This is a genomic window from Pseudomonas sp. LBUM1647, assembly GCF_059716175.1.
The window spans coordinates 6,435,636-6,459,199 of sequence record NZ_CP166809.1; the positions used below are offsets into that span (position 1 = coordinate 6,435,636).

29 protein-coding genes are annotated in these 23,564 nt (G+C 60.2%); 19 read left to right on the forward strand and 10 right to left on the reverse strand.

The features are described 5' to 3' along the window. The first annotated feature begins 135 nt into the window (after window positions 1-135). The 7 genes from gshB (at window position 136) to ACA059_RS29785 (ending at window position 6,095) form a co-directional block, all read left to right on the forward strand. Window positions 136-1,089, forward strand: a complete 954-nt coding sequence (gene gshB / locus ACA059_RS29755; RefSeq protein ID WP_497631961.1) for a glutathione synthase — start codon at window positions 136-138, stop codon at window positions 1,087-1,089. 77 nt (window positions 1,090-1,166) lie between these two features. After that, window positions 1,167-2,066 (forward strand): energy transducer TonB, encoded by a 900-nt coding sequence (locus ACA059_RS29760; protein WP_497631962.1) that lies wholly within the window; start codon window positions 1,167-1,169, stop codon window positions 2,064-2,066. 134 nt (window positions 2,067-2,200) lie between these two features. Beyond that, complete coding sequence (locus ACA059_RS29765) at window positions 2,201-2,773, forward strand: YqgE/AlgH family protein (RefSeq protein ID WP_497631963.1); 573 nt, start codon at window positions 2,201-2,203, stop codon at window positions 2,771-2,773. Next, on the forward strand, window positions 2,773-3,210 hold the full coding sequence (gene ruvX / locus ACA059_RS29770; RefSeq protein WP_005792259.1) for a Holliday junction resolvase RuvX: 438 nt from the start codon (window positions 2,773-2,775) through the stop codon (window positions 3,208-3,210). Before ACA059_RS29765 ends, ruvX begins: the two co-directional genes overlap by 1 nt. Window positions 3,211-3,291: 81 nt before the next feature. Continuing rightward, window positions 3,292-3,795, forward strand: a complete 504-nt coding sequence (pyrR, locus tag ACA059_RS29775; RefSeq protein WP_033060467.1) for a bifunctional pyr operon transcriptional regulator/uracil phosphoribosyltransferase PyrR — start codon at window positions 3,292-3,294, stop codon at window positions 3,793-3,795. Between the two features lie 27 nt (window positions 3,796-3,822). After that, window positions 3,823-4,827 carry an aspartate carbamoyltransferase catalytic subunit gene (locus ACA059_RS29780; RefSeq protein WP_007897943.1) on the forward strand — a complete coding sequence of 335 codons (1,005 nt, stop codon included), beginning with the start codon at window positions 3,823-3,825 and terminating at the stop codon, window positions 4,825-4,827. Beyond that, window positions 4,824-6,095 carry a dihydroorotase gene (locus ACA059_RS29785; RefSeq protein ID WP_497631964.1) on the forward strand — a complete coding sequence of 424 codons (1,272 nt, stop codon included), beginning with the start codon at window positions 4,824-4,826 and terminating at the stop codon, window positions 6,093-6,095. The genes ACA059_RS29780 and ACA059_RS29785 overlap by 4 nt, the downstream gene beginning before the upstream one ends. A 94-nt stretch (window positions 6,096-6,189) precedes the next feature. Here ACA059_RS29785 and ACA059_RS29790 read toward each other — a convergent pair whose 3' ends face one another. Further along, window positions 6,190-6,609 (reverse strand): NINE protein, encoded by a 420-nt coding sequence (locus tag ACA059_RS29790; protein WP_497631965.1) that lies wholly within the window; start codon window positions 6,607-6,609, stop codon window positions 6,190-6,192. A 249-nt stretch (window positions 6,610-6,858) separates the two neighbouring features. On the opposite strand from ACA059_RS29790, the gene ACA059_RS29795 reads away from it, so the two are divergent. Further along, on the forward strand, window positions 6,859-7,479 hold the full coding sequence (locus ACA059_RS29795) for a C40 family peptidase (RefSeq protein WP_415758757.1): 621 nt from the start codon (window positions 6,859-6,861) through the stop codon (window positions 7,477-7,479). Window positions 7,480-7,581: 102 nt separating this feature from the next. Here ACA059_RS29795 and ACA059_RS29800 read toward each other — a convergent pair whose 3' ends face one another. Next, window positions 7,582-8,616, reverse strand: a complete 1,035-nt coding sequence (locus ACA059_RS29800) for a type IV pilus twitching motility protein PilT (protein ID WP_497269035.1) — start codon at window positions 8,614-8,616, stop codon at window positions 7,582-7,584. A 55-nt stretch (window positions 8,617-8,671) separates the two neighbouring features. Here ACA059_RS29800 and ACA059_RS29805 point away from each other — a divergent pair, with 55 nt between their 5' ends. The 10 genes from ACA059_RS29805 (at window position 8,672) to ACA059_RS29850 (ending at window position 15,792) form a co-directional block, all read left to right on the forward strand. Next, complete coding sequence (locus ACA059_RS29805) at window positions 8,672-9,358, forward strand: YggS family pyridoxal phosphate-dependent enzyme (protein ID WP_497631966.1); 687 nt, start codon at window positions 8,672-8,674, stop codon at window positions 9,356-9,358. Between the two features lie 35 nt (window positions 9,359-9,393). Next, on the forward strand, window positions 9,394-10,212 hold the full coding sequence (proC, locus tag ACA059_RS29810; RefSeq protein WP_497631967.1) for a pyrroline-5-carboxylate reductase: 819 nt from the start codon (window positions 9,394-9,396) through the stop codon (window positions 10,210-10,212). Between the two features lie 10 nt (window positions 10,213-10,222). Then, complete coding sequence (locus ACA059_RS29815) at window positions 10,223-10,813, forward strand: YggT family protein (RefSeq protein ID WP_017341276.1); 591 nt, start codon at window positions 10,223-10,225, stop codon at window positions 10,811-10,813. Between the two features lie 4 nt (window positions 10,814-10,817). Next, complete coding sequence (locus ACA059_RS29820; RefSeq protein ID WP_033060477.1) at window positions 10,818-11,114, forward strand: DUF167 domain-containing protein; 297 nt, start codon at window positions 10,818-10,820, stop codon at window positions 11,112-11,114. A 288-nt stretch (window positions 11,115-11,402) separates the two neighbouring features. Beyond that, window positions 11,403-12,545: a homoserine O-succinyltransferase MetX gene (gene metX, locus ACA059_RS29825; RefSeq protein ID WP_497631968.1), complete on the forward strand. Its 1,143-nt coding sequence runs from the start codon at window positions 11,403-11,405 to the stop codon at window positions 12,543-12,545. A 25-nt stretch (window positions 12,546-12,570) separates the two neighbouring features. Continuing rightward, on the forward strand, window positions 12,571-13,191 hold the full coding sequence (gene metW, locus ACA059_RS29830) for a methionine biosynthesis protein MetW (RefSeq protein ID WP_497631969.1): 621 nt from the start codon (window positions 12,571-12,573) through the stop codon (window positions 13,189-13,191). Window positions 13,192-13,216: 25 nt separating this feature from the next. Next, on the forward strand, window positions 13,217-13,651 hold the full coding sequence (locus tag ACA059_RS29835; RefSeq protein WP_497631970.1) for a DUF4426 domain-containing protein: 435 nt from the start codon (window positions 13,217-13,219) through the stop codon (window positions 13,649-13,651). Beyond that, window positions 13,648-14,244: an RdgB/HAM1 family non-canonical purine NTP pyrophosphatase gene (gene rdgB / locus ACA059_RS29840; protein ID WP_497631971.1), complete on the forward strand. Its 597-nt coding sequence runs from the start codon at window positions 13,648-13,650 to the stop codon at window positions 14,242-14,244. The genes ACA059_RS29835 and rdgB overlap by 4 nt, the downstream gene beginning before the upstream one ends. After that, complete coding sequence (gene hemW / locus ACA059_RS29845) at window positions 14,241-15,446, forward strand: radical SAM family heme chaperone HemW (RefSeq protein ID WP_497631972.1); 1,206 nt, start codon at window positions 14,241-14,243, stop codon at window positions 15,444-15,446. The genes rdgB and hemW overlap by 4 nt, the downstream gene beginning before the upstream one ends. 22 nt (window positions 15,447-15,468) lie before the next feature. Further along, entirely contained in the window at window positions 15,469-15,792 is a 324-nt protein-coding gene (locus ACA059_RS29850; RefSeq protein ID WP_033060485.1) for a DUF3392 domain-containing protein, read from the forward strand. A gap of 132 nt (window positions 15,793-15,924) precedes the next feature. On the opposite strand, the gene trmB is transcribed toward ACA059_RS29850, so the two are convergent. The 4 genes from trmB to ACA059_RS29870 form a co-directional block, all read right to left on the reverse strand. Beyond that, window positions 15,925-16,650, reverse strand: coding sequence for a tRNA (guanosine(46)-N7)-methyltransferase TrmB (gene trmB, locus ACA059_RS29855; protein WP_046053677.1), 726 nt, complete (start codon window positions 16,648-16,650; stop codon window positions 15,925-15,927). Between the two features lie 9 nt (window positions 16,651-16,659). Continuing rightward, the gene (locus tag ACA059_RS29860) at window positions 16,660-17,454 is read right to left on the reverse strand and encodes a thiazole synthase (RefSeq protein ID WP_008068101.1); all 795 of its coding nucleotides are present in this window, start codon (window positions 17,452-17,454) and stop codon (window positions 16,660-16,662) included. 60 nt (window positions 17,455-17,514) lie between these two features. Next, on the reverse strand, window positions 17,515-17,715 hold the full coding sequence (thiS, locus tag ACA059_RS29865) for a sulfur carrier protein ThiS (protein ID WP_008026157.1): 201 nt from the start codon (window positions 17,713-17,715) through the stop codon (window positions 17,515-17,517). A 170-nt stretch (window positions 17,716-17,885) separates the two neighbouring features. After that, window positions 17,886-18,257, reverse strand: coding sequence for a DUF423 domain-containing protein (locus tag ACA059_RS29870; RefSeq protein WP_497631973.1), 372 nt, complete (start codon window positions 18,255-18,257; stop codon window positions 17,886-17,888). A gap of 74 nt (window positions 18,258-18,331) precedes the next feature. Between ACA059_RS29870 and mtgA the strand changes: the two genes are divergently transcribed. After that, complete coding sequence (gene mtgA, locus ACA059_RS29875) at window positions 18,332-19,054, forward strand: monofunctional biosynthetic peptidoglycan transglycosylase (RefSeq protein ID WP_497631974.1); 723 nt, start codon at window positions 18,332-18,334, stop codon at window positions 19,052-19,054. Between the two features lie 148 nt (window positions 19,055-19,202). Here mtgA and rpoH read toward each other — a convergent pair whose 3' ends face one another. The 4 genes from rpoH to ftsY all read right to left on the reverse strand — a co-directional run bounded on the left by rpoH (window position 19,203) and on the right by ftsY (window position 23,390). Beyond that, entirely contained in the window at window positions 19,203-20,057 is an 855-nt protein-coding gene (rpoH, locus tag ACA059_RS29880; RefSeq protein WP_007897890.1) for an RNA polymerase sigma factor RpoH, read from the reverse strand. A gap of 113 nt (window positions 20,058-20,170) precedes the next feature. Next, complete coding sequence (gene ftsX, locus ACA059_RS29885) at window positions 20,171-21,193, reverse strand: permease-like cell division protein FtsX (protein WP_008152652.1); 1,023 nt, start codon at window positions 21,191-21,193, stop codon at window positions 20,171-20,173. After that, window positions 21,190-21,861: a cell division ATP-binding protein FtsE gene (ftsE, locus tag ACA059_RS29890; protein WP_008152655.1), complete on the reverse strand. Its 672-nt coding sequence runs from the start codon at window positions 21,859-21,861 to the stop codon at window positions 21,190-21,192. The genes ftsX and ftsE overlap by 4 nt, the downstream gene beginning before the upstream one ends. Continuing rightward, entirely contained in the window at window positions 21,858-23,390 is a 1,533-nt protein-coding gene (ftsY, locus tag ACA059_RS29895; protein WP_497631975.1) for a signal recognition particle-docking protein FtsY, read from the reverse strand. The genes ftsE and ftsY overlap by 4 nt, the downstream gene beginning before the upstream one ends. Window positions 23,391-23,564: the final 174 nt, after the last annotated feature.

Here is a 23,564-nt window from a genome sequence, read left to right on the forward strand (position 1 = left end):
TTTTAGCACAGTCTCCAAAACCAATCTATCGGCCAACCCTGGCAGTGGTTTTTCCTTGACCGGGAACACACTCAGCGCCACTCTGACGCCACTTTTGCAGGTCACTGCGACCCACCCAATTTCGAGGAAAAACCCATGAGCGTTCGCGTCGGGATTGTCATGGACCCTATCGCCGGCATCTCCTATAAAAAGGATAGCTCGCTGGCCATGCTGCTGGCCGCACAGAAGCGCGGCTGGGAACTGTTCTATATGGAACAGGGCGATTTGTACCAGGCCGAAGGCGAAGCGCGGGCGCGGATGCGGCCGCTGAAAGTCTTCGCCAACCCGGAAAAATGGTTCGAACTCGAAGCCGAGACCGACGCGCTGCTGAGCGATCTGGACGTGATCCTGATGCGCAAGGATCCGCCGTTCGACATGGAATTCGTTTACTCCACTTACCTGCTGGAGCAAGCCGAACGCGCTGGCGTGCTGGTGGTCAACAAGCCGCAAAGCCTGCGTGACTGCAACGAGAAGCTGTTCGCCACGCTGTTCCCGCAGTGCACGCCGCCGACCATCGTCAGCCGTCGCCCGGACGTACTGCGCGAATTCGCCGATCACCACGGCGATGTGATCCTCAAGCCGCTGGATGGCATGGGAGGTTCATCGATTTTCCGTCACACCGCTGGCCACCCGAACCTGTCGGTGATCCTCGAAACCCTGACCCTGCATGGCGAACAGCAGATCATGATCCAGGGTTACCTGCCGGCGATCGTTGATGGCGACAAGCGCATCCTGATGATCGACGGCGAACCGGTGGATTACTGCCTGGCGCGAATTCCGGCCGCCGGTGAAACCCGTGGCAACCTCGCCGCCGGTGGCCGTGGCGAAGCCCGACCGCTGACCGAGAAAGATCGCTGGATCGCCGCCCAAGTCGGCCCGACCCTGCGCGAAAAAGGCCTGCTGTTCGTCGGCCTCGACGTCATCGGCGAGCATTTGACGGAAATCAACGTCACCAGCCCGACCTGCATTCGCGAGATTGATAACGCGTTTGGCACCGACATCGGCGGCCTGCTGATGGATGCCATCGATCAGAAGCTCAAGGCCCGTTGATATAGAACAGCCAAGAAACGACCAACATTGCGTTATCATCCGCGGCCTGTGAAAAACGCGATGTTGGTTTTTTTGTCATGACGCTCCCGTCCGATCTGCCCGCTGAACTCGCCCATCGTGGCGTGCGACCGGCCGATCGCCTCGGTTTTACCCTGTTTCTAGCGGCGCTGATTCACCTGGCCTTGCTGTTGGGCGTCGGCTTTACGATGGTCGAACCCAAGCAAATCAGCAAAACCCTGGAAATCACCCTCGCCACTTTCAAAAGCGAAAAGAAGCCTGAGAAAGCCGATTTCCTCGCTCAAGAGAATCAGCAAGGCAGCGGCACCCTGGATAAAAAGGCAATTCCCAAGACCACCGAGGTCGCGCCTTTCCAAGACAACAAAGTGCAGAAAGTCACGCCACCGCCGGCAGCCAAGCCTCAAGTGCAGGAGGCCGCACCGAAGGCCGCCGTGACGACCGTCGCGCCCAAGCCGAAAAAGGCCCCGGCCAAAACCGAAGAACCCAAGCCCGTCAACAAACCCGCAGTCGCCGCGCCGACGTTCGACAGTGAACAGCTGTCCAGCGACATCGCCAGCCTGGAAGCGGAACTGGCCAACGAACAACAGTTGTATGCCAAGCGCCCGCGCATCCATCGCCTGAGCGCCGCGTCGACCATGCGCGACAAGGGCGCCTGGTATAAGGACGAGTGGCGCAAGAAGGTCGAGCGCATCGGTAACCTGAATTACCCCGACGAAGCGCGACGCAAGCAGATCTACGGCAATTTGCGCCTGATGGTTTCGATCAACCGTGACGGTTCGCTCTTTGAAGTGCTGGTGCTGGAGTCATCCGGACAACCGCTGCTCGATCAGGCGGCGCAGCGCATCGTGCGGCTGGCGGCGCCGTTTTCACCGTTTACCGGGGATTTGTCGGATATCGACCGTCTGGAAATCATCCGGACCTGGAAGTTTGCTCGCGGGGACCGGTTGTCCAGTAATTAGCCGGAGAATCAAAAGATCGCAGCCTTCGGCAGCTCCTACAGGTGCCACATTCCAAGGTAGGAGCTGCCGAAGGCTGCGATCTTTTGACTTGCTTCAGCTTGTCAGTTTGCCCCTCCAACGCCACACTAGCGCTCATGAAGAACGTCAGCCCCAGCTACCTCAAGCATCAATTCCTGATCGCCATGCCTCACATGGTCGACCCGAACTTTGCGCACACCTTGACCTACATCGTCGAGCACACGGCCAATGGTGCCATGGGCCTGGTGGTCAATCGTCCGCAAGACCTCAACCTGGCCGATATCCTCGAACAACTGCGCCCCGACATCGAACCGCCGGTGCTCTGCCAGCATGTGCCGATCTTCATCGGCGGCCCGGTGCAGACCGATCGTGGTTTTGTTCTGCACCCCTCGGGGCAGAGTTATCAGGCCACCGTTGAGCTCGATGAGAAACTGGCCCTGTCGACCTCCCAGGACGTGCTGTTCGCCATCGCCGACGGCGTCGGTCCGGCGAGAAGCCTGATCGCCCTCGGATACGCTGGCTGGGAAGCCGGGCAGTTGGAAGCCGAACTGGCCCAGAATGCCTGGCTGACCTGCCCGTTCGATGCCGATATTTTGTTCAACACCAGCAGCGAACTGCGCCTGGAAGCAGCGGCCAAGCACCTGGGCGTCAATCTCAGCCTGCTGACCAGCCAGGCGGGACACGCCTGATGGCCCTGCGCCTGATTTTGGGTTTCGATTACGGCACCAAACAGATCGGCGTTGCGGTCGGCCAGGTGATTACCGGCCAGGCCCGCGAGCTGTGTACCTTGAAGGCACAAAACGGTATTCCCGACTGGAATCAGGTCGAAGCCCTGATTAAAGAGTGGAAACCCGATGCCGTGGTGGTTGGCCTGCCCTTGAACATGGACGGCACGCCGAGCGACATGTGCCTGCGCGCCGAGAAATTCGCCCGCCGCCTCAACGGCCGCTACAACCTGCCCTTCTATACCCACGATGAGCGCCTGACCACCTTCGAAGCCAAGGGTGAACGACGTGATCGTGGCGGACAAAAGGGCAGCTACCGCGACAATCCGGTGGACGCCATCGCCGCCGCCCTGCTGCTGCAAGGCTGGCTCGACGAAAACACCGCACTGTTCGAATCCTGAAGAGCCGCTGCAAGCGTCTCTCTTAGCTACAACCCGAGCCAACCCACGCACGCACCGGCTCGGGCCCAAGAAGGAGCAACCATGAGCCTGCCCAATCCCGTTGAACTGATCAGCCAGATGGCGACCCGGCTTGACGCCTATCTGGCCAAACGTGGCATCAGCGAACCGCGCTACATCGGCATTCGTACCGGCGGCGTCTGGGTCGCCCAGGCGTTGCTCGATGAACTGGGCAGCGATTCGCCCCTCGGCACCCTGGACGTCTCCTTCTACCGCGACGACTTCAGCCAGAACGGCCTGCACCCACAAGTGCGCCCGTCCGCGCTGCCGTTCGAGATCGAAGGCCAACACCTGGTGCTGATCGATGACGTGCTGATGAGCGGCCGGACCATCCGCGCCGCCCTCAATGAGCTGTTCGACTACGGCCGCCCGGCCAGCGTGACATTGGTGTGCCTGCTGGACCTGGACGCCGGCGAGCTGCCGATCCGCCCGAATGTGGTCGGCGCGACCCTGTCGCTGGCAGCCCACGAACGAGTGAAACTGTCCGGCCCGGAGCTCAAGCTCGAACTGCAAGACCTCGCCCTTTAATTCGCCCTATTGAGAGTCCCCCTCGCGATGACGCCTCTAGAAACCAAGCGCCCGCTGCAGCTCAATGATCAGGGCCAGCTACGCCACTTCCTCTCGCTCGACGGTTTGCGCCGCGAGCTGCTGACGGAAATCCTCGACACCGCCGACTCGTTCCTCGAAGTCGGCGCCCGGGCGGTGAAGAAAGTCCCGTTGCTGCGCGGCAAGACCGTGTGCAACGTGTTCTTCGAGAACTCCACCCGCACCCGCACCACCTTCGAACTGGCGGCCCAGCGGCTGTCGGCGGACGTGATCACCCTGAACGTGTCCACGTCGTCGGCAAGCAAGGGCGAAACCCTGCTCGACACCCTGCGCAACCTGGAAGCCATGGCCGCTGACATGTTCGTCGTGCGTCACGGTGATTCCGGCGCGGCGCACTTCATCGCCGAACATGTCTGCCCGCAAGTGGCGATCATCAACGGCGGCGACGGCCGTCACGCCCACCCGACCCAGGGAATGCTCGACATGCTCACCATCCGTCGGCACAAGGGCGGCTTCGAAAACCTTTCCGTAGCCATCGTCGGCGACATCCTGCACTCGCGGGTGGCGCGCTCGAACATGCTGGCGCTGAAAACCCTCGGCTGCCCGGACATCCGCGTGATCGCGCCGAAAACCCTGCTGCCGATCGGCATCGAGCAATACGGCGTGAAGGTCTACACCGACATGACCGAAGGCCTGAAAGATGTCGACGTGGTGATCATGCTGCGCCTGCAGCGTGAGCGCATGACTGGCGGCCTGCTGCCGAGCGAAGGCGAATTCTACCGCCTGTTCGGCCTGACCACCGCGCGCCTGGCCGGGGCCAAACCGGATTGCATCGTCATGCACCCGGGGCCGATCAACCGCGGCGTGGAGATTGAGTCGGCGGTGGCCGACGGCCCGCACTCGGTGATCCTCAACCAGGTCACCTACGGTATTGCGATTCGTATGGCCGTGTTGTCCATGGCCATGAGTGGGCAGACTGCCCAGCGCCAATTCGAGCAGGAGAACGCCCAGTGAAGCTCAGCATTCTCGGCGCCCGCGTCATCGATCCGGCCAGCGGCCTGGATCAAGTTACCGATATTCATATTGAAGCCTGCAAGATCATTGCCCTTGGCGCCGCGCCAGCCGGTTTTGTCGCCGTCGACACCCTCGACGGGAAAGGCCTGGTGGCCGCCCCTGGGCTGGTTGACCTGAACGTCGCCCTGCGCGAACCGGGCTACAGCCGTAAAGGTTCAATCGCCAGCGAAACCCGCGCCGCCGCAGCCGGTGGCGTCACCAGCCTGTGCTGCCCGCCGAAAACCAAACCGGTGCTGGACACCTCGGCCGTGGCTGAACTGATCCTCGACCGGGCCCGTGAGGCCGGCAACACCAAGGTTTTCCCGATCGGCGCCCTGAGCAAAGGCCTGGACGGCGAACAGCTGGCCGAACTGGTCGCCTTGCGCGATGCCGGTTGCGTGGCCTTCGGCAACGGCCTGGACAGCTTCCGCAACACCCGCACGCTGTGCCGGGCGCTGGAATACGCCGCAACATTCGACCTGACGGTGATTTTCAACTCTCAGGACCATGACCTGGCCGAAGGTGGCTTGGCCCACGAAGGCCCGACCGCCAGTTTCCTTGGTTTGCCGGGCATTCCCGAAACCGCCGAAACCGTGGCTCTCGCGCGGGATCTGCTGCTGGTCGAGCAAAGTGGCGTGCGCGCGCACTTCAGCCAGCTCACCAGCGCACGTGGCGTGGCCCTGATCGCTCAGGCCCAGGCTCGCGGCCTGCCGGTGACGGCCGATGTCGCCCTGTATCAGCTGATCCTGACCGACGAAGCGCTGATCGACTTCAGCAGCCTCTATCACGTCCAGCCGCCGCTGCGCACCCGCGCTGACCGCGATGGCCTGCGTGAAGCGGTGAAATCGGGTGTGGTCTCGGCCATCTCCAGTCATCACCAACCCCACGAGCGGGACGCCAAACTGGCGCCGTTCGGGGCCACCGAACCGGGCATCAGCAGCGTTGAGCTGCTGCTGCCGTTGGCGATGACGCTGGTGGAAGACGGTTTGCTGGACCTGCCAACGCTGTTGGCGCGTTTGAGCACAGGACCTGCCGAGGCATTGCGCCTGCCAGCGGGCAAACTGGCGGTAGGTGGACCGGCGGACATCGTGCTGTTCGACCCGGCGGCGTCGACCGTGGCCGGTGAGACCTGGCTGTCCAAAGGCGAAAACTGCCCGTTCATTGGCCACAGCCTGCCGGGCGTGGTGCGTTACACCCTGGTGGATGGACGGATTAGCCACCAGGCGTAAAAACGAAAAGATCGCAGCCTGCGGCAGCTCCTACACGGGAATATGCATTTCCCTGTAGGAGCTGGCGAAGCCTGCGATCTTTTGATCTTTGCTGTTATCTACTCTGGGCATTGCGAATCGATACCTGGTCATTCAGCGTCCAGAAGTCATACAGCACTCCCAGAAAGAACATCCCACCCGTCACCAGGTACAGCAACCCGCTGATCCACTTCCCCTGATACATCCGGTGCACACCGAACACCCCAAGAAACGTCAGCAGAATCCACGCAACGTTGTACTCAATGGGTCCGGAGTTAAAACGCAGGTCCGCTTCACGATCCATGGCCGGGATCAGAAACACGTCGATCAACCAACCGATACCCATCAAACCGAAGGTGAAGAACCAGATCGTCCCGGTCACCGGCTTGCCGTAATAGAAGCGATGAGCGCCGGTAAAACCCAAAATCCACAGCAGGTAACCGATCACTTTGCTGTGGGTATCTTGTTGCGGATCGGACTGTTGATAGGTGTTCATGAAGGTCCTCGTTTCACACGATAGATAAATATTGTTGAATTCTTTGTGACTTTTTTACAGGTGGCCGACGTATGGCATCTGCTACCTTGTGTCCCGTCAAAGCCTTATAGCACCTGACTTCTGTCCGACAATTGCGTCAATTTTCTGCTTATTTGGTTCCGTTGCCCGAAAGTTGAATCGACCAACGGCCTCGGAAGGGCCAAAAAAGCTGTTATAAAGTTGCGCGCTAACTTATATGAGCCTTGCCTAATGCGTCCATTTTTCAAGACATGGCTAACCATTTGCCTTTTGATGCCACTGGCCGCCCACGCCACCAATCGTGAGCAACGTCTTCCTAACGTTAATGGTTACACCCAGAAATCCCATGTTTCTGCTCCTTCGAGCAAAAACAAACAATCCGTAAAACGCGCTCCCCAGTTGAGCAGCAGCAAAAGCAGCCTGGTTCCGCCGATGGCGAGCAAGGAAAGCAGCAACGTGCTGAGCCGCGCCGTAAACGTCCTCGGTACACCCTACCGTTGGGGCGGCAGCAGCCCAAGTAAAGGGTTCGACTGCAGCGGCCTGGTAAAATACGCGTTTAATGACGCCACGTTTGACCTGCCGCGCACCTCCAACGCCATGGCCAGCGGTCATGGGGAGAAAGTCGATCGCAAGGATCTTAAGCCTGGCGACCTGATTTTCTTCAACATCAAGAGCCGTCGGGTCAATCACGTTGCCATCTACCTGGGCAACGACCGCTTCATCCACGCACCCCGTCGTGGCAAGTCGGTGACCATCGACACGCTGAAGAAACCCTACTGGGAAAGCCACTACGTGGTTGCCAAGCGGGTTATGCCGAAAGAGAAGAACACTCTGCAGGTTGTTCAGCGCTGATTTGAAGCAAGATCAAAAGATCGCAGCCTTCGGCAGCTCCTACACGGGACTATGCATTCCCTGTAGGAGCTGCCGAAGGCTGCGATCTTTTGCTTTTAAGCCTCAAAAACCATCTGGCGTGCGCGCCTTCTCCCGCGCATGCTCACGGCTGATCAAGCCCTTGGTCACCAGCTCCTTCAAGCACATATCCAGCGTCTGCATCCCCAGGTTTCCCCCTGTCTGAATCGACGAGTACATCTGCGCCACTTTGTCTTCGCGGATCAGGTTACGGATCGCTGACGTGCCGAGCATGATTTCGTGGGCCGCGATCCGCCCGCCGCCGATCTTCTTGACCAACGTCTGCGACACCACCGCCAGTAACGACTCGGACAGCATCGAACGAACCATCGACTTCTCGTCCCCCGGAAACACGTCCACCACCCGGTCGATGGTTTTCGCCGCCGATGTCGTGTGCAGCGTGCCAAACACCAAGTGACCGGTTTCGGCGGCGGTCAACGCCAGACGAATGGTCTCGAGGTCCCGCATTTCCCCCACCAGAATCACGTCCGGGTCCTCTCGCAGGGCCGAGCGTAGAGCCGTGGCGAAGCTGCGTGTATCGCGATGGACTTCACGCTGGTTGATCAAACATTTGCGCGACTCGTGGACGAACTCGATCGGGTCTTCGATGGTGAGGATGTGGTGATGACGATGGCTGTTGAGGTGATCGATCATCGCCGCCAGGGTGGTGGATTTGCCGGAACCGGTCGGACCAGTCACCAGCACCAGCCCCCGCGGCGCTTCGGTAATCTTGCGAAACACTTCCCCCATACCGAGGTCGTCCATGCTCAGGACCTTGGACGGAATGGTCCGGAACACCGCGCCAGCACCGCGATTGTGGTTGAACGCGTTAACCCGAAAACGCGCCACGCCGGGCACGTCAAAGGAGAAGTCGGTCTCCAGGTGTTTTTCGAAGTCCACCCGCTGCGTGTCGTTCATGATGTCGTAGATCAGCGCCTGCACCTGTTTGTGGTCCAGGGCTGGCAGGTTGATACGCCGCACGTCGCCGTCGACCCGAATCATCGGTGGCAGGCCGGCAGACAGATGCAAGTCGGACGCGCCCTGTTTCGCGCTGAAAGCCAGCAGCTCAGTGATATCCATAGCGTTCCTCAATTCCAGTAGAATGCCGCGAACCTTCAGCCGCCGGCGCCTCTTGATGTCCACGATAGCAGACAACATTGCTCAGGTTAGTTCACGCATCCGCGCTGCCGCCCTTGCCGCAAAGCGCGACGAAGACAGCGTCCAGCTACTGGCCGTGAGCAAGACCAAGCCCGCCGAAGCCCTGCGCGAAGCGTATGCCGCGGGGCTGCGCGACTTTGGCGAGAACTACCTGCAGGAAGCCCTGAGCAAACAGCTCGAATTGGCCGACCTGCCCTTGATCTGGCACTTCATCGGCCCCATTCAATCGAACAAGACTCGCGCTATTGCCGAGCACTTCGCCTGGGTGCATTCCGTGGATCGTTTGAAAATCGCACAACGCCTGTCCGAACAACGTCCTGCCGAGTTACCTCCACTGAACATCTGCATCCAGGTCAACGTCAGCGGTGAAGCCAGCAAGTCCGGCTGCACCCCGGCCGACCTGCCGGCCCTGGCCAATGCCATCAGCGAACTGCCGCGCATCAAGCTGCGTGGGCTGATGGCAATCCCCGAGCCGACTGACGATCGCGCCGCCCAGGATGCTGCTTTTGCTGCCGTACAAAGCCTGCAAGCCAGCCTGAACCTGCCGCTCGACACACTTTCCATGGGCATGAGCCACGACCTCGAGTCGGCCATCGCCCAAGGCGCCACCTGGGTCCGCATCGGAACGGCCCTGTTCGGCGCCCGCGACTATGGTCAACCCTGATCAATGGCTGACTCCTCTCTTTATAAGGACCTGACATGAGCAAGACTCGTATTGCCTTTATCGGTGCCGGCAACATGGCCGCCAGCCTGATCGGCGGCCTGCGCGCCAAAGGTCTGGACGCCGCGCAGATCCGCGCCAGCGATCCGGGCGCTGACACCCGCGCTCGCGTGAACGCTGAACACGGTATCGACGTGTTCGCCGACAACGCCGACGCCATCCAGGGCGCCGACGTCGTCGTACTGGCGGTCAAACCTCAAGCGATGAAGGCCGTCTGCGAAGCGCTTCGCCCAAACCTCAAGCCGAATCAACTGGTGGTCTCGATTGCGGCCGGCATCACCTGCGCCAGCATGAACAACTGGCTCGGCGCCCAACCGATCGTGCGTTGCATGCCCAACACCCCGGCGTTGCTGCGCCAGGGTGTGAGCGGCTTGTTCGCCACGGCTGAAGTGAACACCGAGCAACGCCAACAGGCACAAGAACTGCTGTCCGCCGTCGGCATCGCACTGTGGCTGGATGAAGAGCAGCAACTGGACGCCGTCACCGCCGTTTCCGGCTCGGGCCCTGCGTACTTCTTCCTGCTGATCGAAGCCATGACCGCCGCCGGCGTGAAACTTGGCCTGCCGCCGGAAACCGCTGCACAACTGACCCTGCAAACCGCTTTGGGCGCTGCTCACATGGCCGTGGCCAGTGACGTCGACGCTGCGGAACTGCGTCGCCGCGTGACGTCGCCTGCGGGCACGACGGAAGCGGCGATTAAGTCGTTCCAGGCCGGCGGCTTCGAAGCCCTGGTAGAAAAAGCACTCGGCGCCGCTGCGCACCGCTCGGCCGAGATGGCCGAACAACTGGGTCAATAAGGAGCCTTACATGATTGGATTGAACACTGCAGCGGTCTACGTGCTGCAAACCCTCGGCAGCCTGTACCTGCTGATCGTGCTGCTGCGCTTTGTGCTGCAACTGGTACGCGCGAACTTCTACAACCCGCTGTGCCAGTTCGCCGTGAAAGCCACTCAGCCGCTGCTCAAGCCATTGCGCCGGATCATCCCGAGCATGTTCGGCCTGGACATGTCCTCGCTTGTGCTGGCGATCCTCGTGCAACTGGCATTGATGGCCCTGACCCTGCTGCTGACTTACGGCACCACCGGCAACCCGCTGCAATTGCTGATCTGGTCGCTGATTGGCGTGACCGCACTGTTCCTGAAGATTTTCTTCTTTGCCCTGATCATCAGCGTGATCCTGTCGTGGGTCGCACCGGGCAGCCATAACCCTGGCGCCGAGCTGGTGAACCAGATCTGCGAACCGGCCCTGGCGCCGTTCCGCAAGATTCTGCCCAACCTAGGCGGCCTGGATATCTCGCCGATCCTGGCGTTCATGGTGCTCAAGCTGATCGACATGCTGGTGATCAACAACCTCGCCGCCATGACGATGATGCCGGAAATCCTGCGCCTGCTGATCTGACCCGGTGAGCTACTTTCGCTGGGACGGTGACGACCTGATTCTGGAGTGCCACCTGCAACCGGCGGCCCGCAGCGATGATTTCTGCGGGCTGCATGGGGATCGATTGAAGATTCGCCTGACCGCACCGCCGGTTGAAGGCAAGGCCAACGCGTATTTGATGGCGTTTCTGGCCAAGGCGTTTGGGGTGTCCAAGAGCCAGGTGAGTTTGATTAGCGGGGAGTTGAATCGGCAGAAGCGGGTGCGGATTTGCTCGCCGAAGAAGCTGCCGGATTTGCCGGGTTTGGTGCAGCGTTCGCTTTGATTGGGTGTCGCTTCATAAAGCCACCCCTCACCCCAGCCCTCTCCCCAGTGGGGAGAGGGGGAAAGGGAGCAGAACGGGGACTTTTCAGAACCTGAGTTCGACTCAGACTTTCAGGTCGATGTAACTCGAAAAAACAACTCGGTCAGTCCTCTCGCCCCTTTGGGGAGAGGGTTAGGGTGAGGGGTCGATCTCCAGCCGAACACCCATTTTCCAAACACCCCGGCCTTTGCTTGCCGCTAGCCACACTGGTCTTTAGACTTACGCCTCATTTCAACGAGAGCAGGGTCGATGCCAGCTGCCTTCCCCCCCGATTCTGTTGGTCTGGTGACGCCGCAAGTGGCGCACTTCAGCGAACCGCTGGCCTTGGCCTGCGGCCGTTCGCTCCCAGCGTATGACCTGATCTACGAAACCTACGGCACGCTGAACGCCGCGGCGAGCAACGCCGTGCTGATCTGCCACGCCTTGTCCGGTCATCATCACGCTGCCGGCTTCCACAGCCCCAACGACCGCAAACCCGGTTGGTGGGACAGCTGCATCGGCCCCGGCAAGCCGATCGACACCAACAAATTCTTCGTGGTCAGCCTGAACAACCTCGGCGGTTGCAACGGTTCCACCGGCCCGAGCAGCATCAATCCGGAAACCGGCAAGCCGTTTGGCGCCGACTTCCCGGTGTTGACCGTGGAAGACTGGGTTCACAGCCAGGCGCGCCTGGCAGACCTGCTCGGCATCGGCCAATGGGCCGCCGTGATTGGCGGCAGTCTCGGTGGCATGCAGGCGATGCAGTGGAGCATCACCTACCCAGATCGAATTCGCCACTGCCTGGCCATCGCTTCGGCCCCCAAGTTGTCGGCGCAGAACATCGCGTTCAACGAAGTGGCGCGCCAGGCGATCCTCACCGACCCCGAATTCCACGGCGGTTCGTTCCAGGAAGCCGGCGTGATTCCCAAGCGTGGCTTAATGCTGGCGCGGATGGTCGGGCACATCACGTACCTGTCCGACGACTCGATGGGTGAGAAATTCGGTCGGGGCCTCAAGAGCGAAAAGCTCAACTACGACTTCCACAGCGTCGAGTTCCAAGTCGAAAGCTACCTGCGTTATCAAGGCGAAGAGTTCTCCGGGCGCTTCGACGCCAACACGTACCTGCTGATGACCAAGGCGCTGGACTACTTCGATCCGGCGGCGAATTTCGACGATGACCTGGCGAAAACCTTCGCCAATGCCCAGGCCAAGTTCTGCGTGATGTCCTTCACCACCGACTGGCGCTTCTCCCCTGCCCGCTCGCGGGAACTGGTGGACGCGCTGATGGCGGCCAAGAAAGACGTCTGCTACCTGGAGATCGATGCTCCACAAGGCCACGACGCCTTCCTGATTCCGATCCCGCGCTACCTGCAGGCGTTCAGCAACTACATGAACCGAATTCCGCTTATATGAGCCGTTATCACTTGGGGAGAAAGCCATGAGAGCTGATCTGGAAATCATCCAGGAATGGATCCCCGCCGGTAGCCGCGTGCTCGACCTCGGTTGCGGCGACGGTGAGCTGCTGACCTGGTTGCGCGATAACAAGCAAGTCACCGGCTATGGCCTGGAAAACGACCCGGACAACATCGCCGAGTGCGTGGCCAAGGGCATCAACGTGATTGAGCAGGACCTGGACAAGGGCCTGGGCAACTTTGCCAGCAACAGCTTCGACGTCGTGGTCATGACCCAGGCGCTGCAAGCCGTGCACTACCCAGACAGAATCCTCGACGAAATGCTGCGCGTCGGTCGCCAGTGCATCATCACCTTCCCCAACTTCGGTCACTGGCGCTGCCGCTGGTACCTGGCGAGCAAGGGCCGGATGCCGGTGTCCGATTTTCTGCCGTACACCTGGTACAACACGCCGAACATCCACTTCTGCACCTTCGAAGACTTTGAAGAACTTTGTCGCGAACGTGAAGCGAAGGTCATTGATCGCCTTGCCGTGGATCAACAGCATCGGCACGGGTGGGCCAGTAAGCTATGGCCTAATCTGTTAGGTGAGATCGGTATTTACCGCGTCAGCAGCCCCGGGCTGCAGGATCACAAGATTGCGGTCTGACCACGACATTCCAAGGAGAACGATCATGGGTCGTCTAGCGCTGTTTGTACTTACTGCCTGCCTGAGCGTCACCGCCATGGCCGCCGACGTCATCAAAGGTGATCGTCAGGAAAAATTTGGCGATGTGACGGTGCACTACAACACCTTCAACTCCACCTTCCTGACACCGGATATCGCCAAAGCAGCCGGGCTGACGCGAAGCAAGAACCAGGGCGTGATTAACGTCTCCGTGCTCAAGGATGGCAAACCATTGACCGCTGAAGTCAGCGGATCGGTGAAGGACCTGACCAGCCAGACCGTACCGTTGAAGTTCAAACAGATCACTGAGCAAGGCGCGATCTACTACATCGCCCAGTTCCCGGTCGATCAGCAAGAAGTCCGCACCTTCGACATCAAGGTGCAGAACGGCGATAAAATCAACACCATCAATTTCAACCAAGAGCTCTTCCCCGGCGAATGATCAACTTCACGCAACTCGTACTGGCCAGCCACAACGCCGGCAAACTCAAGGAACTTCAGGCCATGCTCGGCGAGTCGGTGCAACTGCGCTCGATCGGCGAGTTCAGCAGCGTCGAACCTGAAGAAACCGGCCTGTCATTCGTCGAAAATGCCATCCTCAAGGCACGCAATGCCGCGCGCATCTCCGGCCTGCCGGCGCTGGCCGACGATTCGGGGTTGGCAGTGGATTTCCTCGGCGGTGCGCCGGGTATCTACTCGGCTCGTTATGCCGACGGCCAAGGCGATGCGGCGAACAACGCCAAACTGCTCGACGTATTGAAGGACGTGCCGGAAGCCGAACGCGGTGCGCAGTTCGTCTGCGTGCTGGCGCTGGTGCGTCATGCCGACGATCCGTTGCCGATTATCTGCGAAGGCTTGTGGCACGGACGAATCCTGCCAGCGGCCTGCGGCGAACACGGTTTTGGTTACGATCCGCTGTTCTGGGTGCCGGAGCGCGATTGCTCCAGCGCCGAGCTGAGCCCGAGCGACAAAAACCTCATCAGCCACCGCGCCCGTGCAATGGATCTGCTGCGCCAGCGTCTGGGCCTGAAATGATCCACGACTCATCCGCGTCGCCGCTGATCTTCGGCGGCGCCGCCCAATCGCCTCGGGCCGCGCTGCCTGTACTGCCGCCCCTGGCGCTGTACATCCATATCCCGTGGTGTGTGCGCAAATGCCCTTATTGCGACTTCAATTCCCACACCGCCAGCCCGGTGTTGCCGGAAGAAGAATATGTGGACGCGCTGCTGGCCGACCTCGATCAGGACCTGCATGCGGTTTACGGCCGTGAGCTGAGTTCGATCTTCTTTGGTGGCGGCACCCCGAGCCTGTTCAGTGCCGAAGCGTTGGGCCGCTTGCTCAAAGGCGTCGAGCAGCGCATTCCGTTCGCCAGCGACATCGAAATCACTCTGGAAGCCAATCCGGGGACGTTCGAGCAAGAGAAATTCGTCGCCTACCGGGCGCTGGGCATCAATCGCCTGTCGATCGGCATCCAGAGCTTTCAGGAAGAGAAACTCAAGGCCCTGGGGCGGATTCACAACGGTGACGAAGCGGTACGTGCCGCCGGCATGGCCCGTCAGGCCGGGTTCGACAACTTCAATCTGGACCTGATGCACGGCTTACCCGATCAGTCCCTGGACGACGCCCTGAGCGACCTGCGCCAGGCCATCGCCCTGAAGCCGACCCACTTGTCCTGGTATCAGCTGACCCTGGAGCCGAACACGGTGTTCTGGAACCAGCCGCCGACGCTGCCGGAAGACGACACGCTGTGGGACATTCAGGAGGCCGGTCAGGCGCTGTTGGCCGAGCACGGTTACGCGCAATACGAAGTCTCGGCGTATGCCCAGCCCGGCCGGCCGGCGCGGCATAACCTCAATTACTGGAGTTTCGGCGACTTCATCGGCATCGGTGCCGGGGCTCACGGCAAGCTCAGCCACCCGGACGGGCGCATCGTCCGTACCTGGAAGACCCGTCTGCCGAAGGACTACCTCAACCCGGCCAAAAGCTTCAAGGCTGGCGAGAAAGCCCTGACCAATGAAGAACTGCCGTTCGAGTTCCTGATGAACGCCTTGCGCCTGACCGAGGGCGTGGAATCGCGACTGTACCCGGAACGCACTGGGCTGAGCCTGGAAAGCCTCGCCGAAGGCCGCCGGGGCGCCGAACAAAGTGGCTTGTTGCAGGTCGAACCGTCACGTCTGGCGGCCACCGAGCGCGGACAACTCTTTCTCAATGACTTGCTGCAGACATTTTTGAGCTGATTTCAGCCTTAAGGGAAAACGAATGGATTTGATACTCGACCTGCTCGCCACCGCGTCCCGCTGGAGCCGTAGCAACCTGTCTGAAATCGCTCTGGCACTGGTGGGCTGTCTGCTAGTGCTGTTTGGCGCGGATATCAAAGGCTGGGTCGACGCACGTCTGGGCAGCATCGCCGGCGCCTTGCGCGTCCCGCTGATGGCCCTGTTGTGCATGGTCGGCAGCGGCGTGGCGCTGATCTATGCCACGCCGTGGATCATCAAAGGCCTGAGCCAGTTCAACAACTACAGCCTGGCGCCGGTGTTGTTGGTGGTGCTGGTGCTCATCGGTGTCGTCGCCGACCGCCGCTGACTTCAGCTACAACCGAAAACAACTGTGGGAGCGAGCTTGCTCGCGATGGCGGTGTAACAGTCAACATAGATGTTGAATGTTAGGGCCTCATCGCGAGCAAGCTCGCTCCCACAGTTTTTATTGCGTTACGGCTTAGGACTGTTTCTCGAACTTCAAATCCCACACGCCATGCCCAAGACGTTCGCCGCGGCGTTCGAACTTGGTGATCGGGCGCTCGGTCGGGCGCGGGACGCATTTGCCGTCTTCGGCCAGGTTGCGATAACCCGGCGCAACGTTCATTACTTCCAGCATGTACTCGGCGTACGGTTCCCAATCGGTGGCCATGTGCAGCACACCGCCGACCTTCAACTTGCTGCGCACCAGTTCAGCGAACGACGCCTGAACGATACGGCGCTTGTGGTGGCGGCTCTTGTGCCACGGGTCCGGGAAAAACAGCATCAGGCGATCAAGGCTGTTGTCGGCCACGCAGCGGTTGAGCACTTCGATCGCGTCGCAATCGTAGACGCGCAGGTTGGTCAGGCCCTGAGTGAGCACGCCATTGAGCAGCGCGCCAACACCCGGACGGTGCACTTCCACGCCAATGAAATCCTGTTCCGGCGAGGCAGCGGCCATTTCCAGCAGCGAATGGCCCATGCCGAAACCGATTTCCAGCGAGCGCGGCGCCGAACGACCGAACACTTGGTCGAAATCCACCGGCGCATCGGCCAGCGGCAGGACGAACAGAGGCGTGCCCTGCTCCAGACCTTTTTGCTGGCCTTCGGTCATGCGCCCGGCGCGCATCACAAAGCTCTTGATGCGGCGGTGTTGGCGCTCTTCGCCTTCTTCCGGCTGGATAGGCGTTTCGTTTGATTCAGTCATCAATGGCTCTTACTTGATCAGACCATCCAGCGGCGAGGAGGCGCTGGCATAGAGTTTTTTCGGCATGCGGCCGGCGAGGTAGGCCAAACGACCTGCAACGATGGCGTGTTTCATGGCTTCAGCCATCATGATCGGCTGCTGGGCATGAGCGATGGCCGAGTTCATCAGCACCGCTTCGCAACCCAGCTCCATGGCGATGGTGGCGTCGGAGGCGGTACCGACACCGGCGTCCACCAGCACCGGGATCTTGGCTTCTTCGAGGATGATCTGCAGGTTGTACGGGTTGCAGATCCCAAGGCCTGTGCCGATCAGACCGGCCAGCGGCATCACCGCGATAACGCCGATTTCCGCCAATTGGCGGGCGATGATCGGATCATCGCTGGTGTAGACCATCACGTCGAAACCTTCCTTGACCAGCACTTCGGCGGCCTTTAGGGTTTCGATCACGTTGGGGAACAGGGTTTTCTGATCCGCCAGCACTTCCAGCTTCACCAGGTTGTGACCACCGAGCAGCTCACGGGCCAGGCGGCAGGTGCGCACAGCCTCGGTAGCGTCGAAGCAACCAGCGGTGTTAGGCAGGAAGGTATAGCGATCCGGCGACAGGACTTCGAGCAGGTTCGGTTCGCCCGGGTTCTGGCCGAGGTTGGTGCGGCGCACGGCGAAGGTGACGATCTCGGCACCCGAGGCTTCGATGGCCAGGCGGGTTTCTTCCATGTCGCGGTACTTGCCGGTGCCTACCAGCAAACGCGACTGGTAAGTACGACCGGCCAGGACGAAGGGCTTGTCGCTACGAACGATGCTCATGGGAAATCCTCTGTAGGGGTGAGGTTCTTGCAGAATTCTGTGCCCTTGCGGGCCGGACGACTAGCCGCCGCCGATGGCGTGTACCACTTCGACGGAATCGCCGTCGTTCAGCGTGGTGTCAGCGTGCTGGCTGCGCGGGACGATATCCAGATTGAGTTCGACCGCCACCCGGCGTCCGGTCAGTTCCAGACGGGTCAGCAGGGCCGCAACGGTTTCACCGTCGGGCAGTTCAAGGGATTCGCCGTTCAACTGAATGCGCATACCGAATGCCGCCATCATTTTTAGGGGCTGGCATTCTAGCCCGATCGGTCAGGCTGACCCAAGCCATTCGTCTTGAAATGCGATCCTGTAGGAGCTGCCGCAGGCTGCGATCTTTTGGTCTTTAAAAGAGCAAGATCAAAAGATCGCAGCCTGCGGCAGCTCCTACAAGGTCAGCTCAACCGCCAGGCGGCAAGCCCCAGGCAGAACCAGCCGACCAGAAATGCCAGCCCGCCGAAGGGGGTGATGATCCCAAGCTTGCTGACGCCGGTCATGGTCAGCAGGTAAAGACTGCCGGAAAACAGCAGTATGCCAATGACAAACGATGCACCCGCCCACGTGATCAGGCGACCGGAAATCTGCGTGGCCAGCAGTGCAACGCCCAGCAAAGCCAAGGTGTGCACCAATTGGTAAGTCACGCCGGTGTGGAAAATTGCCAAGTACTCGGGCGTCAGACGGCTTTTCAAGCCATGGGCGGCAAACGCGCCAAGGGCAACGCCGGTGAAGCCGAAAAAAGCGGCCAGCATCAGAAAGCCACGCAGCATGAAGAACTCCAGTCAGACTCGATCCACAGGGTCTGTATAATGGCCCGCTCAACGGGTTCGGCCAAGCCATCTCTATGCTGCGTTTATTTTTGCGACGATTCACGAAGGCCCTGCTCTGGTTCGCGGGTGGCAGCGTATTGCTGGTGCTGATCTTTCGCGTGGTACCGCCACCGGGAACCGCGCTGATGGTCGAGCGCAAGGTCGAATCCTGGTTCGACGGCGAGCCAATCGACCTGCAACGCACTTGGAAACCCTGGGATGAAATTTCCGATGACCTGAAACTCGCAGTGATTGCGGGCGAGGATCAGAAATTCCCGGAGCACTGGGGTTTTGACTTTGGCGCGATCCAGGCCGCACTGGCCCACAACGAACTCGGCGGATCGATTCGCGGCGCCAGCACCCTGAGTCAGCAGGTCTCTAAGAATCTGTTTCTGTGGTCCGGCCGCAGCTGGCTACGCAAAGGCCTGGAAGCCTGGTTTACCGGGCTGATCGAAGTGTTCTGGCCCAAGCAGCGAATTCTTGAGGTCTACCTCAACAGCGTTGAGTGGGATGACGGTGTGTTTGGCGCTGAAGCAGCAGCCAGGCATCACTTTGGTGTCGGCGCTAAATCGCTGTCTCGGCAGCAGGCGAGTTTGCTGGCCGCCGTATTGCCAAATCCACGAGTGTGGAGTGCCGGCCATCCGACCAACTATGTCGCGCGGCGAGCCGGATGGATTCGGCAGCAGATGAGTCAGTTAGGCGGTGACAGCTATCTGGTGGGGCTCAACGATTCGCGACGGGCGCCTTGGGCTCAATAACGCTTAACAGCAAAAGATCGCAGCCTTCGGCAGCTCCTACAGGGGAGCGCGTACACCTGTAGGAGCTGCCGAAGGCTGCGATCTTTTGATCTTCAAACAAAAACGCCCCGATCAATGATCGGGGCGTTTTTTTGTGCTTGAGCTGCGGTTAGGCGGCGATCGACAACTTGAGCTTGTTCATCGCGCTCTTCTCGAGCTGACGAATACGCTCGGCCGACACGTTGTACTTCTGCGCCAGGTCGTGCAGCGTGGCTTTTTCTTCTGCCAGCCAGCGCTGGTAGAGGATGTCACGACTGCGGTCGTCCAGCACTTCAAGCGCTTCGTGCAGGTTGTGGTTCGAGTTGTCGCTCCAGTCAGCATCTTCCAGTTGCCGGGCCGGGTCGTACCGGTGGTCTTCCAGGTAGTTGGCCGGCGATTGGAATGCACTGTCGTCGTCCGCTTCCGCGGCCGGGTCGAAGGCCATGTCATGGCCGGTCAGGCGACTTTCCATCTCACGCACTTCCCGAGGCTCTACACCGAGGCTTTCCGCCACACGATGGACTTCCTCGTTGTTCAGCCACGCCAGACGCTTCTTCTGGCTGCGCAAGTTGAAGAACAGCTTGCGCTGGGCCTTGGTGGTCGCGACTTTCACAATGCGCCAGTTGCGCAGGATGAACTCGTGGATTTCCGCCTTGATCCAGTGCACCGCAAAGGACACCAGGCGTACACCCATTTCCGGGTTGAAGCGCTTCACGGCCTTCATCAGGCCGACGTTGCCTTCCTGGATCAGGTCAGCCTGAGCCAGACCGTAGCCGGAATAGCTACGGGCGATATGTACAACAAAACGCAGGTGGGCGAGCACCATCTGCCGAGCCGCCCCCAAATCCTGCTCATAATAGAGACTCTCGGCCAGTTCGCGCTCCTGCTCCGGCGTCAGCAATGGAATGCTGTTCACGGTGTGCACATAGGCCTCCAGGTTCGCACCCGGGACCAGAGCATATGCAGGTTGCAAAGAATTGGTCATACGAAAAAACCTCCGACTTACATAACTCGTGCAGTTCAGCACTGCGAAAATTGACCGGAAACCGAAAGACAAGTTCCCATAAACGCTGAAAGGTCAATACGAGCAAAATGATACTACTTAGGCGCAAGCTCCCTCAGGTGGCGTGCGACTGCAATCCATGCACCGATATACCCCAACAGCACCGCGCCAAGCAAGAGAGACAGACCGTCGGCAACTGGCACTCCGGCCAGCGCGAAATCACTGCCGTACAGACCGGCCAGCCCAACCACTGCGTCGTTCAGCCAATCAAGGCCGAACGCCAATACGCCCCAGGAAAGAATCCCCGCACCGAAGCCATAAAGCGCACCCATGTACAGAAAGGGCCTGCGCACATAGCTGTCAGTGCCGCCGACGAGTTTAATCACTTCTATCTCTGTGCGGCGGTTTTCAATATGAAGACGAATGGTATTGCCTATCACCAAAAGTAATGCAGAAACCAAAAGCACGGTCAGACCGAAGACAAAACGGTCACCCAGCTTGAGGATGGCTGCCAGACGCTCGACCCAGACTAGATCAAGTTGCGCCTGTTGTACCTTGGGCAACTCGGAAAGTTTTTGTCGTAATGCTTCAAGCGCCGGCTTGTCGACTTCGTTCGGCGTCACCAAAACCACGCCCGGCAGCGGGTTTTCGGGCAGCTCCTTGAGCGCCTCGCCCAAACCGGACTGCTGCTGAAACTCTTCCAGCGCCTGATCGCGGCCGACATATTCAGCATCAGCTACGCCAGGCATGCCTTTGATCTGCTCGCGCAACGACTCGCCTTCAGCGGGGCTGGCCTCGATTTGCAAATACAGGGAAATCTGCGCCGCACGCTGCCAGGAGCCGCCGAGACGCTCGACATTACTTAGCAAAAGTGACAGGCCCATCGGCAAACTCAGGGCAACCGCCATCACCATGCAGGTGAAGAAGCTACCGATTGGCTGCTTGCCCAAACGACGCAAGCTATCGAGCAGGCTGGCGCGATGACTCTCGACCCAAGCGCGGAACAGTGTGGCGAAATCCGGGCCGTCATCATCGTCGCGTTTTTTCTTCTGCGGCTGCTGGTCGGCGGCCTTCGGGGCCACGCGCTCGGAAACCTTGGGGCTGCGTGTCGCACTCATACACCGGCCTCCCCGTCACCGATCAATCGGCCGCGTTGCAGGGTCAGCATGCGGTGACGCATGCGGGCGATCAGTGCCAGGTCGTGACTGGCAATCAGCACGCTGGTGCCCAAACGATTGATGTCTTCGAACACGCCCATGATTTCTGCCGCCAGACGTGGATCGAGGTTACCGGTCGGTTCGTCCGCCAGCAGCAAGGCCGGGCGGTGAACGATGGCGCGGGCGATGCCGACGCGCTGTTGTTGACCGGTGGACAGGTCGCCAGGGTACAAGTCGGTCTTGTCCGACAGCGCCACGCGCTCGAGCGCCGAATCCACGCGCTTGGCGATCTCGGCCTTGGACAACCCAAGGATCTGCAAGGGCAGCGCGATGTTGTTGAACACCGTGCGATCGAACAGCAGCTGGTGATTCTGGAACACCACGCCGATTTGCCGTCGCAGGTAAGGAATCTGTGCGTTGCTGATGGTGCTCAGGTCTTGCCCGGCCAGCAGCAATTTGCCGGTGGTCGGACGCTCCATCGCCAGCAGCAGGCGCAACAAGGTGCTTTTACCGGCGCCAGAGTGCCCGGTCACAAATAAAAACTCGCCCCGACGGACTCGAAAGCTCAGCTCATGCAAGCCGACGTGACCGTTCGGGTAGCGCTTACCGACCTGTTCGAAACGAATCATGAACGCTCCCGCTCGGCAAACAATGCCTGGACAAAGGGTTCTGCTTCAAAAGTACGCAAATCATCGATGCCTTCACCGACGCCGATGTAGCGAATCGGCAGGCCAAACTGCTTGGCGAGGGCGAAAATCACCCCGCCTTTGGCGGTGCCATCGAGCTTGGTCAGCGCCAGGCCGGTCAGTTCGACGGTCTGGTTGAATTGTTTGGCCTGGCTGATCGCGTTCTGCCCCGTACCGGCATCAAGCACTAACAGCACCTCGTGAGGCGCGTCGGCGTCGAGTTTGCTGATGACCCGGCGAACCTTCTTCAACTCTTCCATCAGATTGTCTTTGGTATGCAGGCGACCGGCGGTGTCGGCGATCAGCACGTCGATGCCGCGGGCCTTGGCCGCTTGCACGGCATCGAAGATAACCGAAGCCGAGTCAGCGCCGGTGTGCTGGGCGATGACCGGGATCTTGTTGCGCTCACCCCAGACCTGCAATTGTTCGACGGCGGCGGCGCGGAAGGTATCGCCGGCCGCGAGCATGACTTTCTTGCCTTCGAGCTGCAGCTTCTTCGCCAGTTTGCCGATGGTGGTGGTCTTGCCGGCACCGTTGACGCCGACGACCAGGATTACGAAAGGCTTGGTCTGCGAGGTGATTTTCAGCGGTTGCTCGACGGGCTTGAGCATCGCTGCCAGTTCCGCTTGCAGGGATTTGTACAGCGCATCGGCATCGGCCAGTTCTTTACGGGCGACCTTCTGGGTCAGATGCTGAATGATCACCGACGTCGCCTCGACGCCAACGTCGGCGGTCAGCAGGCGGGTTTCGATGTCTTCGAGCAGCTCGTCATCGATGATCTTCTTGCCTAGGAACAGGCTGGCCATCCCTTCGCCGATGCTGGCGCTGGTCTTGGACAAGCCTTGTTTCAGGCGGGCGAAGAAACCGGCTTTGGTTTCTTCTGTACGCGCGGGCTCGGCAGGCGCTTCGACCGGAACGACAGGTGCGGCGGCAACGCGAGCGACGACCGGTGCCGGCGCTTGAACAACCGGGGCAACCGGAACAGCCGGGGCAGCCGGGGCAACGAATGCGGGCACCACAGGCTCTGGAGCAACCGGTTCAGGCTCGGCCACCACCACTGGCGTGACAACCGGCTCAACCACTGGTGGCTGAACGGGCTCAGGAGCAAATGCAGTCGGCGCTGGAATCGGCGGCGTAACGTGCGGCGCCAGCTCATCTTCAACCAATGCCACCGGTTCTTCCGCCACGGGCAACGTCAGCCACGGCTCGGCAACGGGTGTCAGCGGCACCTGGGCCACGACTTCGGCGACGACATCTGGCTCAGGCTCGGCGACCGGTTGCAACACCGGCTCGGCGATCGGCAGGACAATCGGCGCAGGCTCTTCTTCTATTACCGGCGCAGGCGTTGGCTCAGGAAGTGGCTGTGGCTGTTCGACGACGGGTTCCTGCGGCTTTTTGCGCAGCCATCCGAACAGGCTTTTCTTCTCGCCAGCCGCAGCTGGGGCTTTCTTGTCGTCGTTGGAACCAAACATGGAGGACGGCTATCTCACGGTAGCGACGCGCCAAAGGGCGCCTCGGCAAATAAATATTCGATGCAGAACAGACTGCGATTGACCCAGCTTGTTCACGCGCAACATTTTGTCGAGGTGCAAACAGCACCTAAAAGGTCGACTAATACGAAGGACTGGAACGGCATCGTCGGCGAA